Annotated in this window: 13 protein-coding genes; 1 reads left to right on the top strand and 12 read right to left on the bottom strand. The window is 37.1% G+C overall.

The features are described 5' to 3' along the window. Positions 1-537 precede the first annotated feature (537 nt). The 8 genes from MM236_RS06230 to MM236_RS06195 form a co-directional block, all read right to left on the bottom strand. Positions 538-1407, bottom strand: a complete 870-nt coding sequence (locus MM236_RS06230) for a nucleoside phosphorylase (protein ID WP_241274083.1) — start codon at positions 1405-1407, stop codon at positions 538-540. After that, entirely contained in the window at positions 1400-2383 is a 984-nt protein-coding gene (gene trhO, locus MM236_RS06225; protein WP_241274082.1) for an oxygen-dependent tRNA uridine(34) hydroxylase TrhO, read from the bottom strand. Before trhO ends, MM236_RS06230 begins: the two co-directional genes overlap by 8 nt. A 359-nt stretch (positions 2384-2742) precedes the next feature. Beyond that, positions 2743-3381, bottom strand: coding sequence for an acetyltransferase (locus MM236_RS06220; protein ID WP_241274081.1), 639 nt, complete (start codon positions 3379-3381; stop codon positions 2743-2745). Between the two features lie 55 nt (positions 3382-3436). Continuing rightward, complete coding sequence (locus tag MM236_RS06215) at positions 3437-4732, bottom strand: DUF2851 family protein (protein WP_241274080.1); 1296 nt, start codon at positions 4730-4732, stop codon at positions 3437-3439. Between the two features lie 82 nt (positions 4733-4814). Continuing rightward, positions 4815-5633: an orotidine-5'-phosphate decarboxylase gene (gene pyrF / locus MM236_RS06210; RefSeq protein WP_241274079.1), complete on the bottom strand. Its 819-nt coding sequence runs from the start codon at positions 5631-5633 to the stop codon at positions 4815-4817. Between the two features lie 71 nt (positions 5634-5704). Further along, positions 5705-6364: an outer membrane lipoprotein periplasmic chaperone LolA1 gene (gene lolA1, locus MM236_RS06205; RefSeq protein WP_241274078.1), complete on the bottom strand. Its 660-nt coding sequence runs from the start codon at positions 6362-6364 to the stop codon at positions 5705-5707. 41 nt (positions 6365-6405) lie between these two features. Continuing rightward, positions 6406-8961 (bottom strand): FtsK/SpoIIIE family DNA translocase, encoded by a 2556-nt coding sequence (locus MM236_RS06200; protein WP_241274077.1) that lies wholly within the window; start codon positions 8959-8961, stop codon positions 6406-6408. 60 nt (positions 8962-9021) lie between these two features. Beyond that, complete coding sequence (locus MM236_RS06195) at positions 9022-10065, bottom strand: quinone-dependent dihydroorotate dehydrogenase (protein ID WP_241274076.1); 1044 nt, start codon at positions 10063-10065, stop codon at positions 9022-9024. Positions 10066-10560: 495 nt separating this feature from the next. Between MM236_RS06195 and MM236_RS06190 the strand changes: the two genes are divergently transcribed. Next, positions 10561-11241: a hypothetical protein gene (locus tag MM236_RS06190; protein ID WP_241274075.1), complete on the top strand. Its 681-nt coding sequence runs from the start codon at positions 10561-10563 to the stop codon at positions 11239-11241. Between the two features lies 1 nt (position 11242). On the opposite strand, the gene xerD is transcribed toward MM236_RS06190, so the two are convergent. The 4 genes from xerD to dinD form a co-directional block, all read right to left on the bottom strand. Continuing rightward, complete coding sequence (gene xerD, locus MM236_RS06185; protein WP_241274074.1) at positions 11243-12145, bottom strand: site-specific tyrosine recombinase XerD; 903 nt, start codon at positions 12143-12145, stop codon at positions 11243-11245. Between the two features lie 104 nt (positions 12146-12249). Continuing rightward, positions 12250-12567 carry a type II toxin-antitoxin system RelE/ParE family toxin gene (locus MM236_RS06180; protein WP_241274073.1) on the bottom strand — a complete coding sequence of 106 codons (318 nt, stop codon included), beginning with the start codon at positions 12565-12567 and terminating at the stop codon, positions 12250-12252. 2 nt (positions 12568-12569) lie between these two features. Next, a complete protein-coding gene (locus MM236_RS06175; RefSeq protein ID WP_241274072.1) occupies positions 12570-12806 on the bottom strand; it encodes a hypothetical protein in 237 nt (78 codons plus the stop codon). A 529-nt stretch (positions 12807-13335) separates the two neighbouring features. Further along, positions 13336-14175, bottom strand: a complete 840-nt coding sequence (gene dinD, locus MM236_RS06170; protein WP_241274071.1) for a DNA damage-inducible protein D — start codon at positions 14173-14175, stop codon at positions 13336-13338. Positions 14176-14335: the final 160 nt, after the last annotated feature.

Genomic DNA, 14335 nt, shown 5'->3' with positions numbered 1-14335 from the left:
TTTGAATCTTTTTAATAAGGAAATCACCTTCAATGATAATCCAACTAGCAAAAAATATTGGTAGAATTCATTCTAGAAATAGAATCTTTGATAAAACACCATATTGCACTTTTTGTTATTCAAAGTTCAAAAAATAGGTGTTTGTACGTATTGAATGAAGCTTCCATTCGGACTACCTTTGATCTGAACCTAAAAAAAATTGTAATGGAAATCAAATGCTCTTTTGGCTCTTTCAAGATCGTTCAAACAATGAAAAATAAAGATGAATTGTTAATTCTTTCAAATTGGAAGAGCTTATGCAGCATCTTTGGTAGCAATAGAATTTTTCTAATTAACAAAAATGAAGAGGTCTTTGGAATCTACATTTGTAAACAAGAATGTGCAGAGAAACTTATAAACTTGATAAAAACAATTGAATACAGCGACTGGGATCAAATCAAAATTACCAATGAAATGTATCCCACAAGAGTGTTGGCATAGCAAAATTGAAATTCCTGGATTTGAATTTATTTTTCGATTTGACGAAATTAATACAAATCATTGATCAGCAATCTTATCCAATGTATGTTTAATCAAATCATCCACAATATCATATGAGTTTGAAGCAAACTCTTGCGTAATTCTATTTGCCACTATTGCATTAAGGCTTAACACTTCATGACCAAGTAATCTACCCATTGCATAATAACCTGAGGTTTCCATTTCAAAATTAGTGATCTTAAAACCTTCTAAATCAATCGATGACAACTTTTCAATAATATCTGGAATAGCTGGCTTCACCCTCACTTCTCTTCCCTGTGGGCCAAAAAAACCCGGACAAGTTGCTGTATTTCCTTTAATCAATCCTACTCCAATCTTTTCCAAAAGCACTTTTGAGCCTTCAATACAATAAGGAACAAATGGTAAATTCAAAGTCTTTTGAACAGTTTGCGCTACTTCTTTCTCCAAATCAGAATATTCTGTATTATAAAAAGCCATCAAAGTATCTAAACCAATTCCATAAGCAGAGGCTAAAAGTGAACCTGCCGGGACATCACTTTGCATACTTCCTGACGTGCCAACTCTGATAATATCGAGGCTAGTGTGTATTTCTTTAGGAAATCGGGTTTGCAAGTCTACATTCACCAGCGCATCAAGTTCTGTCATGAAAATCTCAATGTTATCAGTCCCCATCCCTGTGCTGATAGCCGTAATCCTTTTGCCTTTGTAAGTGCCTGTATGCGTCACAAACTCTCTCTTGGATGTTTTGAATTCCACATGGTCAAAGTGTTGGGAAACTTTCTCCACCCGATCAGGATCACCTACAGCTATAACAGTTGAAGCCAGATGTTCTGGCTTCAAGTTAAGATGATATATACTCCCATCGGCATTGATGATCAATTCAGATTCAGGAATGCGCTTAGTCATGTATCTCTAATTTAGTTTTATCCTTTTTTTCTTTTCGGATTAGTCCTTTGTAAGGATTGTATCCATTGGTGTTTTTTTGATAATATCCAGTTCCATCATAAGGACGCTTCTCTGGATGTTCCTTACACTCGGTCGAGCAAGCCCCTTCCAGTTCCCAACCACATTCTTCACAGATCGGCAAATGCTCATTGCACTTTGGGTTGGCACAATTCACCATTCGATCACACTTCTCTCCGCAAACATGACACGCTGATACAATTGTAGGGTTTACCTTGTTGATATCTACGGCTATTCTGTTATCAAAGACGTAGCATTTCCCCTCAAAATCTTCCCCTCCAGCTTCTATACCGTACTTGATGATTCCTCCATGAAGTTGGTAAACATCTTCAAAACCTTGATCCAGCAAAAAGGCTGATGCTTTTTCGCATTTGATTCCACCGGTACAATAAGTCAAGACTTTCTTTCCTTTGAGGTGCCCCAGTTCTTTTACTTTTTCCGGAAAATCCCTGAAATTATCAATATCCAGTGTAATAGCATTCTTGAATCTACCAAGTTCATGTTCGTAATTAGACCTTACATCCAAAATGACCACATCCTCTTGATCTTTCAAAGCCTTGAATTCATCAGGTGCTAGATGCTTTCCTGTTTTAACTTTTGGATCAATATGCCTCAAGCTACTGTGAACTATCTCAGGCTTTACCCTTACATGAATTTTGGTAAATGCATGATTATCATGATCCTCCACCTTAAACTCAGTTTTGGCAAATCGGGCATCACTGTGAATGTAATCCATGTACTTTTCACAGTCTTCCTTGAGCCCTGAGACTGTTCCATTCAAGCCTTCGGAAGAAATAATTATCCTTCCTCGGATATTGTTTTCAATACAGAACAAATGATGTTCTTCTCTGTATGCTTCTGTATCCTCGATATCAGCATAGCAGTAATAAAGCAAAATACTGTAGTCTTTGTTTTCCATAACTAGAGCCTTGTTTCCGACAAGGTGTTTTGGTTTTTTAAGTAAGAAATAAGTTATTATGATTATCCGAAATGACAGCTGTTGTTGAATTTTTACATAGAATCATTCGGGTGATCGTTTTCCGTTATCAGTCGATTTGTTATCAGTAAACCTATTGATTGGTAACAAACTATTTTGTTTGGCTACTTGCAAGAAAGGGAATACTTACATTAAAGGTAATTTGATCTTGTCATCACTAATCAAAACACGTACTGACTAAAGTGTTTTTGTGGAATTTTAAAGATTGACGTTTAACATTTATCGCGTATCACCACAAGCACTGACTTCTTTCGATCAAAGCCACTCCCAATTATTCAAACTCACTTTTTGATAGGTGCAGCTGGGTTTCCAAATACTGTATCATTTGCTTTTACATCAGAAATCACTACCGAACCTGCTCCTATTCTAGCATTTTTCCCTATAGTAATCCCTGATACTACCACTACTCCAGAACCTATAAATGCCCCTTCTTCAACAGTCACATTGGAGTTGAGGATCGCTCCGGCTCCAAGTTGGACGAAATCAGCAAGTTTGGAACCATGATCCACAATAGCTCCAGAATGTAAGATACAATGACTGCCAATAGTCGCACCCGTACCGACATTTACTTTCGCATTGAAGAAATTACCATGACCTATGGCCGCATCTGTAGATATATACGCAGTGTTGTGTATTGCATTTACTGGCTGGACTTTTCGGTTATCATTGAGCATTTTAACCAAAAACTGCCTGTATTTATTGTCATCAACTGCAACAAATGCTTCGCACTTTTTCCCAATCAACTTCAAGAAGCCTTCATCTTCAGGATTTCCCAAAATAGGAACCACATTGATTTCTTGACCATGCAATTTTTCATCCTCATCCAAAAACCCATAGACAACCACTTTATTGCTATTGAAAATTTCCAATGCAGGGTGCGCTATCCCTTTTGCTCCTAAAATTATTACAGGTTTTTCCATTATGCTTTTACGTTTGGATGGCAAAAGTACGGCTAATTGAGGTTTTTAGCAAAAATCATTTTCTGATAGGCTTCAGAAGATTTTGTCCAATTTTACAATCCAAGCACTTTTTCTGGTTACAATAGTTCTGAAACTGCCCAATCATCCCTTGGGATTCGAATGCATTGCTTGCTTTCCAGTCGCACTCTCTAAATTTTCTAATTATGAAATTCTCCTCTGAATCAATTTCCTGCAATAGGTCAAAGCACTTTTCCTGCCAGCTGCTATCTTGAATGTATTTTCCATATGCAAACCATAGAGGAACTACAAAATTGATCATCAACAAATTCAGGGTCTGAGCACTCAGTGATCTAGAAAGCCTTTTAATGGTTGGTTTATTTATTTGATAGTGATGCTGCCAATACTCAGGCACTTTGATATCAAATACTTTTTTGAACTCACCAAAATTCCTTGCATCATTCAGAACTGTGGACAAAAGACTCGGATTTTTGGAAATAATCTCCGCAAGCTGCACGAGTCGTAGCGAAGGAAAGTTCCCTGGCCTTACTCCCATAAATTTCCACTCCGAAAAATAAACAGGAAGTAGTAAACCGTACTTTTTCTGATAAAAATCATATTCCCGAAAGAGCACATCTCCATAATCATCTCTTTGCTGATTAGGAATCATTCCTGCTTGGCCTAACAACAAAGCTTGGATAATGACCGTATTTCCACTATGCTTTTTCAGGGTTTTAAATTGGATTTTTTCTGAAAGCCTGAGCATCGTCTCACTATTTGTCTTGAAACCAAATGCTGACATTAGCCAACGGAAGCAGGTTTCTTCCCAATCCTTGTTGGTATCATCTAGTAATTTGAAAATTAGTTTTGCTTTACCTTCCAGTCGCTCTACCAATGATTTTTCCAACGAAGAAAAACGAATGATATCTGGAATCTCTCCCAGTCCCGAAGCACATATCAAAGCCCCTTTGCCATTCACCAAACGTTCATAATTCCGGACGACATCAAGTAAAATTTTTCCCTTCAAAACCAAAGTAGGAATAACTGTCCCATCATTTCTCAATATCGGTCTATCATCTTCCCAAACCACATGAAGAATTACACTATTGTACCTAGGATCGACATCATGTTCGTGGTTTTTCCAGTCGGAAGACTTGCGGTGCACCTCCACATGACCGAAGTATTTCATCTCCCCTATTTGAATCTGGGCTTCCAAAAAATCTGGGCCTTCATGAAAATTATGATAGCCAATTTTAAGAATTGACAAAGCGCTTCCATCTGTCGTATTTAAACTATTTTTATCAAAATACTGGTATTTCCATACCGTCTGAAGAAAATTTTCCTGAAAATCCATCTTTAAAAATTTTATGTAAAACAATAATGCCAGTCACTAAAACTGATTAAAAATAAGCTAAAAAATTCTCTTTTGAAAATTTCTACTTACAATACTCTTCCAACAAAACAGCCATCTCTTTCTGGAGTTTTTCAGCTTCTTGTCTTGCTTTTTCTGCAAAATCATCACCTTTCCCTGCGTAAATTATCCCTCTTGATGAATTGACCAAAAGTCCACAGGAGGCATTCATTCCATACTTAGCGACTTCATTCAGACTTCCTCCTTGTGCACCTACTCCGGGTACTAAGAAAAAATGATCGGGAACAATCTTCCTTACTTCTGCTATCAGCTCCCCTCTTGTAGCACCTACTACATACATCATATTATCTGCATTTCCCCAAACTTGGCTTTTTTCCAAAACTTCATGAAACAATGGCTTTCCCGACTTTGATTCTATCAGTTGAAAATCTGAACTTCCACCATTTGAAGTCAAAGCCAAAAGGATTACCCACTTGTCTTTGAATTCCAAAAACGGTTGCACACTATCTACACCCATATATGGTGCTACGGTAATAGAATCAAAGTTCATGGTTTCAAAAAATGCCTTTGCATACAATCCAGAAGTATTTCCTATATCCCCTCTTTTTGCATCTGCAATTGTAAAAATATCGTTGGGAATATAATCGAGTGTTCTTTGCAGACTTTCCCAACCTTTTGGGCCAAGTGCTTCATAAAACGCGATATTTGGCTTGTAGGCTACTGCAAAATCTGCCGTAGCATCAATAATCTGCTTGTTGAATTCAAAAATCGGATCCTGAAGTTTTAGGAGGCTACTTGGTATTTTGGATGGATCAGTGTCCAATCCAACACATAAAAAAGATGATTTACGCTTAATTTGTTGAAATAATTCTGCCTTGTTCATGCCTTTGCTGGGTTTGGGCAAAAATAGGGATTTTTGAACAGAAAAAATAAAAAATGCGCTAAGTGTATTTCTTAGCGCAAGTCAATTATTTCTATTTTTCCATGTTTCTGTGGATCAAACACAAAGTAACTATCAGCCAACTTCACTTTAGTATCCACAGATTTAAATTGATATTTCAATTTCCCTCCTTGATCATCAAGTATTTCCCAACCTACTAAGTCTTTTTTGTTTTTGTCAACAAATAGCGTCACTTTTTTGAAAGGTTGTCCTGATTTTTCTGCTGTCAACTCAACTTCTTGAACTATTTGTCCATTGACTGTCTTCTCGCCAAGTAATTTGTAGTTATACCCTTTTTTGTAAATGGTATAAACTGATGAAGGCTTTAGTTCATCATCCATTTCACCTGCAGAATTGATGGTTACCTCTTTATAATTTCCAGAATTGATAAATGTCCAAATCGTTTTGCCATTGTTGAAAATCTCCTGACCTTGATCAGGTAACACAAGATGGTATTTATCTCCTTTAATTGCAATTTCTCCTGTCTGGCTCTGTGGAGATGACTCCCCTACCATCCCAAATGAATATTCAAATGTGGCCTTCAACCCCTCCAGCGCTAGATACTTCTCGCTGACTGCGTCTAGTATTGCTTTGGCGTTTGAATCTTTTTGTGCTGATGATGTCCAAGAAATCCCAGAAACCAGCAGTATAACTACTATTATTTTTTTTAACATGACATTGTCTAATTCTCTTATTTGAACCTAATGTTTAGGTTTTATAAGCTACTCAACAACCGTTCCAAACTTGCCTCATCTTGGATTAGAACTTCTCTTGCTTTACTTCCTTCAAAAGCCCCAACAACTCCTGCAGCTTCCAATTGATCGATTATCCTACCAGCTCTATTATACCCAAGTTTCAATTTTCTCTGAATCAATGATGTACTTCCTTGCTGATGCATCACGATCAACCTGGCTGCATCGTCGAAAAGTGGATCTCTATCCGACAGATCTACATCCAAATTACTACCGTCACCATCTTCACCTACAAACTCTGGAAGTAAATATGCATCAGGATAGCCTTTTTGCTCTCCAATCCAATCACAAATCGCATCTACTTCAGGGGTATCCAAAAATGCACATTGCAACCTGGTCATTTCTGAACCCGTGGAAAGCAGCATATCACCCATACCGATCAATTGATCTGCTCCTCCTGCATCGAGGATCGTCCTACTGTCAATTTTGGATGTAACCCTGAATGAAAGCCTTGCTGGGAAGTTTGCCTTAATGATACCTGTAATTACATTGACCGATGGTCTTTGTGTTGCTACTACCAAGTGAATCCCGATAGCCCTTGCCAATTGCGCCAATCTCGCAATAGGCGCTTCAATTTCCTTGCCCGCAGTCATCATCAAATCTGCCAACTCATCTATAACCAAGACGATATAAGGCATGAACTTATGACCTTTTTCAGGATTAAGTTTTCTGGCTACAAATTTCGCATTGTACTCTTTCAAATTTCTACAACCTGCATCTTTCAACAAATCGTAGCGATTGTCCATTTCAATACAAAGTGAATTTAAGGTATAAATTACTTTCTTGGTATCTGTGATAATCGCCTCCTCTGCTCCCGGAAGCTTCGCTAAGAAATGTCTCTCAATTTTGTTGAATAGTGTTAACTCAACTTTTTTCGGATCCACCAAAACAAATTTGAGTTGTGACGGGTGCTTTTTATAGACCAAAGAGGCCAAAATCATATTTAAACCTACGGACTTTCCTTGTCCGGTAGCTCCGGCCATTAGTAAGTGAGGCATTTTCGCCAAGTCCATCACAAATACTTCATTGGAAATCGTCTTTCCAAGGGCAACAGGCAAGTCTTTGTCGCTATGCATAAACTTCTCTGTCCCCAACACGGCCCTAGCCGGTACCAACTCTCTGTTTTTATTCGGAACTTCAATCCCGATTGTTCCTTTCCCAGGAATCGGGGCAATAATCCTAATTCCCAATGCCGCCAAACTCAATGCAATATCATCCTCCAAGTTTTTGATCTTCGAAATTTTCACTCCCGGATCCGGAACGATTTCATACAAAGTTACTGTCGGCCCTATTGTAGCTTTTATTTCTTGGATTCCGATTTTGAAATTCACAAGAGTCTCTACAATCTTGTTTTTGTTTTCCTCAAGTTCTTGACGAGATACAGTGACTTTTTTGACATCATATTCATTCAAAAGGTCAAGTATTGGGTATTGGTAGGATGGTAAATCCAAAGTCGGATCATAAGGATCTAAATTCGAGACTTCTTCTGCCGTTTTTTCCTCCCCAGCAGTGGCTACGGAAAACCGTTTCTCCAGTGGCTCAACCAATTCCAATTCTGATTCGTCTGGTAAATCTTCTGCACCCTCTATCTTGAAATCAAGCTCAGGTGCTGTTTTCTTATCTTCTTTTGCATCTTTATTGATAGTCCAAGAACTCCCATCATCAAGAATATCATTTTCTAGCGCTTCATCTTCTTCAGTTAAGTCTACTGATCCATACATCGCCTTGAACTTATCATTGATATCCGTCTCTTCCTCTTGAGAAATCAAATCTTCATCAAGATCATCAATAAATTCTTCTTCATCGGCATCAATGCTATGTTTGGCATTTTTGATTGCCTCATTATCACTTTTATCACTATCTCCTGAATCAGCTTGTCCATTCGAAAACCAGTTTAGCTGATCTATATTAAAAAAGAAAACGACAAAAATCAGCAATGCACCTGCCACCAAGGCAATGGTACCCCATCCAAGAAAATCATTTCCCAACTTACCCAATTCATAGCCAAAACCTCCACTAAGGTTATTGAAAGCAGAATATCCTTCAGTCAACTGTACGATATATCCAGTCAGCAAACCTATCCAAAAGGTGAAAAACAATGCAAAAATACTGTATCGCGTAAGTGAAAAAATCGTATACTTAAATGTCAGCCTTACTCCGAGTAATATCAAGAATGGTGGCAAAAGAAATGCTGCTATTCCAAACCATCTTTTGATAAACAATTCGGCAAGATATGCACCAAAATAACCCTGCCAATTTTTTGTTTGGGTGGCATTTTCCCTAACACCAGCGTCCAATTCAGTCAGCGTGCTCTGATCGGCTTCTCCGGTAAACAAATAGCTTGTAAAAGCAAAAAACATTACCAAACCAAAGACAATCATCACTATACCGATAGTGATGGGAATCTTTTTATCTTTCATGAATTCAAAGGAAAACTTTCTGGCAGGCTTTGCTCCAGCTTTTTCCCTAGCTTCATTTTTCTTTCTAAAAGTATTTGTTTTGGGGGTCGATGACGCCATATTTTGAACTTGTCAATCTATTAATGAAAATGATTAAATCGAAATATACAGAATTCTAATTTATTGATCTCGGAAATGTGACGAAAGTCCCTTTTTGATTTTCTTGATCATACTTGGCCCTTCATAAATCATCCCCGAATATACCTGAACCAAACTTGCTCCCGCTTCAAGTTTTTCGATCGCATCCGCTGCTGTGATGATGCCACCAACGCCAATTATTGGAAAAGACTTGTTTGACTTTTGGGACAAATATTTGATTACCTCAGTACTTCTCTTAGCCAAAACTTTGCCACTAACCCCACCTGCACCTATGGATGCTACTAATGAAGGATCTGTTTTCAGTTTACTCCTATCTATGGTGGTATTTGTAGCTATGACTCCAGCTATCTTTGTCTCTTGTACGATCTCTACAATATCGTCCAATTGTCCATCTGTAAGATCAGGAGCGATTTTTAGCAAGATTGGTTTTGGAAAGTCTTTTTTGTCATTAGCTTCTTTGACAGCAAGCAATAATTTCTTTAAAGGCTCCTTTTCTTGCAAATCCCTCAGATTAGGAGTGTTTGGAGAACTTACATTCACTACAAAATAATCCACATAAGGATGCAATGCTTCCAAACAGATCAAATAATCATCTACCGCATTTTCGTTTGGCGTCAGCTTATTTTTTCCAATGTTGCCACCTATTATCACATCAGATTTTCTTTTCTTCAAGCGCTCCACAGCTTCCTTTACTCCGCCATTATTGAAGCCCATTCTATTGATCAAAGCTTCATCCTCCGGAAGCCTGAACAGCCTTGGCTGTGGATTGCCCTCTTGAGGCTTTGGGGTCAAAGTGCCGATTTCTATAAATCCAAAACCTAACATGGCCATTTCATCTATCAACTTGGCATCCTTATCAAATCCAGCTGCCAAACCGACTGGATTTTTGAATTTCAATCCAAAAACCTCCCTTTCCAAATTTGGAGCTTTGAAGGAAAATTGCGCTTTGACAAACTGCTTAACAACCGGCAAATTGAAAGTGCTTTTGATTAAAGAAAAGGTGAAATGATGCGCTGATTCAGGGTTTTTCTGAAAAAGAATCGGTTTTATAAGGGATTTGTACACTGCTCGAAGATTATTGCTGCCGCTAAATTACAGCTTTTAAAAATCTTTTGCGAAGCAAATGTTAAATTCCATTTAAATTAATATGATTATCCGCTATGGCACCAATAGGTGGATTTCCCGATAAATTCATGCGGATAATAGTTATGGGTTATTACTAGATTAGTTATCAGTACATCAATTGATTTAAAAAAATATCATTTTGTATGGCTACTTGTAAGAAAGGGCCTGTAATGTAAACTAAACTACCATCGGCTAAAGACCGACAGGTTTGGTTTCGCCTAAAGGCAACTAAAGTGCATCCGAGACTTAGTGATCTCCTTTGTATTTATAATTTTTACCACAAGGATCATAAAGTAAAAACACCAAATTCACAAAGAAAAAAACCAATAAATGCGAGGGATCACCCCCAGAGTGAGGTATTAATTGCTAACGAACTAACCTTCCTAATTATTTACCGTAAAAAAGTAAAACTTTCCATCTCTAAATACCATAAGCATGAAGAATTTACTCTGTGGAATAATACTTTTATTCACTATATCACATACTGCATTTTCTCAGGAAGGCTTCGGAGGAATAAATTTCAACGCTGGCATTCCAACTGGTGATTTTAATGCTGAGGTTGGCAATATTGTTTTTCCCTCAATCAGTATAAATGGTCTATATAAAATCCCTAAAACTCCAATTTTCGTCGGTGGTGAACTTGGCTATGGAAGATATGGGACAGAAATGACCCGAAGCAGCAATATCATCAATGGCACAGAACAAAGTTTCCGGATCAGAAGAAACAACAATGCCGTCAATCTTACTGGAGTAGTGAGAGTAATGCCTGTGACAAGTTTCTTGGTAAGGCCCTTTGTAGAAGGTCATTTTGGAGGGATTCATACTTACACAAGATCCAGAGTTAGGGAAAACAGAATTTCGGAACCCATTTCTTCAGGGACTGAAGTTTATGATTGGGCAACAATCTATCAGCTTGGAGGTGGACTGATGATTCCTTTAGGAAAAGGAAATGATACATTTATTGAATTGAAAGTAAATTATGTCCAAACTGGAAATATGAATATCCTGACAAAAAATGACGCTAGCTACAATGATCAAGGAAATGTCACTTTAAGCCCAAGGAACACCGCTTTCCAATTGATCCAACCAAGTATTGGGGTGAAATTTGAGTTTTAGTCTATTTTTTTGGATGAAATTCATTCAGCACTTGCCTCAAATAATCACGGTCAAGATGGGTATAGATTTCTGTAGTGGTGATGCTTTCATGTCCCAACATTTCCTGCACAGCCCTTAGATCGGCGCCGCCTTCTATCAGATGCGTTGCAAAGCTGTGACGAAAAGTGTGCGGACTTACATTTTTCTTCAAACCTATAGCCTCCACTTGTTTTTTGATGATCAAAAAAATCATCACTCTGGTCAATTTCTTCCCTCTTCGATTCAGAAATACAAATTCTTCATGTCCTTTGGCTATGGATTGGTGAACACGAAACTGCTCCAAATAAATTTTCAAGTACTTCAAGGCATCCCTGCCTACAGGAACCAGCCGCTCTTTGTTTCCTTTTCCAATCACCCGCAAAAAACCAATATCGGCATACACATTCCCAATTTTGAGATCTGTCAATTCGGAAACTCGTAAACCGCTGCAGTACAAAATCTCCAACATAGCTCTATTCCTGTGGCCTTCTGGAAGTCCCAGCTCAATGCCATCCAAAATCTGACTGATTTCATGATAGCTCAACGTATCTGGCAATTTTCTTCCAAGCTTTGGCGCTTCGAGCAATTGAGCTGGATCTTCGTGAATCAAATCTTCATACATCAAAAATTTATAAAACGCTTTGATTCCAGAGATGATTCTTGCTTGGGTGTATTCGGAAATTTCAAGATCAGCAAGTCCATTGACAAAATAGCGAAGATGCTCTAGCTGCACATGGAGCGGATTCACCAACGGAAAGTTATTTTCCATATAGCGAATCAACTTCTCCATATCCTGTTGATATGCCAAAATGGAGTTTTTGCTCAAAGACCTTTCGAGTTTGAGATAGTGCTGAAATTGCTTGAGATAGGAAGTCCAAGTGGACATATTTGAGTTTGCTTAGGATGGTTAGCTGTCACTTGCGTAATATCTATGACGCTAAACCGAGGTTAATCTTCGAATCAGAAAATCACTGAATTTGAGTTAAGAAATTATTTAGTTTTTCGTTTTTCGTCAATCATTTTTGATGGGTCTTGTCTTGTGTCAAAAACATCATTTATAACAACTTTATCCTCTACCACCCTGTAAATCAATTTATAATATCCGCTTATTAAATATCTGTGATTTTTATTTAAGCTAATAAGGTTGGGGTCTATTGATCCAGAATTAGGATTGTATTTGAGTTGTCTGGAAGATTTAAGAATTTGAAGTCTAATTTTATGGGCAACCTTTTTATTAACTCTAGTAGAATAACAGTCAAAAATGTCCTTTAAATTTCTGATTGCAAAATCAGTCCAAACTATTTTCATCCCTACCAATTTGTAGATATTTTCTCTAAATCATCTTGACTTTTAAAATTTCCGTTTTCAAAATCCAATTCTGACTTTTCAATCCTATTAATAAACTCTTCAAAAGTAAATGATTTCAAGACGGAATTACCTTCAACTTCTTGTTTCAGGATATAACTTTCTAATTTATCTAAAAACACTTCGTCCTTAATTTGAGCCAAATAAGTTATTAACTTAAGTTTTCTAGTTTGTAAATCCATAATTCGAGAATTTATTCAAAAATACAATTTTTTACTTAAATATTTGATTGTAAGAGGATTTTCATTGACCCTAAAAATATGTGAATCAATTTGTTTAACAAGAAATTAATTGGCAATCCTTCCAGGCTACTGCTTTATCACTTTAGATTTATTTTTCCAAAAAGTAAAACTCATGAAAATCATATAAAACAAAGTTGTTATTCCACTTTTAAGCAAAGTCTGTTTTAATGAATCACCACCAATATAAATGCACAATAGTCCGAAAACCAAGAAATAAACAAAGCCCCCTAGTAAAATTTTGAGCTTTTTATTTTTTGAAACTATCGAATATATGGTATTTAACCTAACTGAAACATCAACCTCGTGTAGCCAGACTAAGTATAGAAAGTAAAATGCAAAAAAAACAATCCCAGAGAGTAATGCCTTGGTAAAAGTGATATACTCACCAAGCCAAAGGTATTGAACTACTATAAAAATAAAAACTACGGAAAGCGCCTGTATCGTTAGATTCTTAAAAGTCATCATGGATTTACTTATCTTTTTTCAAGTCTTTTAATATTTTCTTTTCTGTACTGTCAATTCTTCTTTGGACTTTCTTAACATCTTCAGAAGGCGGTAAATTTTCAGGCTTCACACCTCGTTTTAGAAGCATTTTTCGGACTTCTTTATTATTGTCAATATGCTCTTGGCTAATAGCATGATCTTCTGACAAATCTTTGTCAACTACATTATGACTTGTTAATTCTGCAGCAAAATCTTTAGCTTTTATCATTAATGTTGGAAGGAAATCTGCAAGAGGTCTATTTGTTGGCACTCCTAATTTACTTTTCATGAATTGTGTGGACTTTCCTCCATAGAGTGCTTGATCTCCCTTTGAACGTATTAATGCGAAGCTTTTGTTATCCACACCCCTCTCGTAAATGATACCCGATAATTTTTTCTCTGACTTTGAAAGTTTTTCCCGAGCATTTACTCTTGTAATATCCAAAAGTCTTTGCTCAATTAGTTCTTGCTTTCTCGTCTGAACAGCAAAATATGTTTGTGCAAAAGCAATTTCAGGTTTAGAGGCATCGCCATTTTGGGCTACAAGATAGCATGCGTACCTTGTTAAGGCTACGTCTTGTACTTCTCTTTGCCCTCCCTTTCCAATTTCTATCATTTTGTTGACTCCAACGAAATGATCTGATTCTTTCTCTCCAGAGTTCTCGCAAGATTTAACAGCTTTCTGTATGGTATTTGTGAAATTGCGCCAATCAGAATAGCCTAAAATTTCTTGTAATTCACGTCCACTCCAGCATTCAAGTCCATCAAGATCATGACAAGCACTTTCAAATTTGTCAAAAAGTTCTGATATTAATTCCTTTTTCATCTGCTTGATATTTTAAGCTTTTTGTTTTTTGAAAATATCGAATATATGGTATTTAACCTAACTGAAACATCAACCTCGTGTAGCCAGACTAAGTATAGAAAGTAAAATGCAAAAAAAACAATCCCAGAGAGTAATGCCTTGGTAAAAGTGATATACTCAC

The sequence above is a fragment of the Belliella calami genome (assembly GCF_022549695.1).
GTDB lineage: Bacteria > Bacteroidota > Bacteroidia > Cytophagales > Cyclobacteriaceae > Belliella > Belliella calami.
This window is presented reverse-complemented; position numbering and strand designations above follow the sequence as displayed.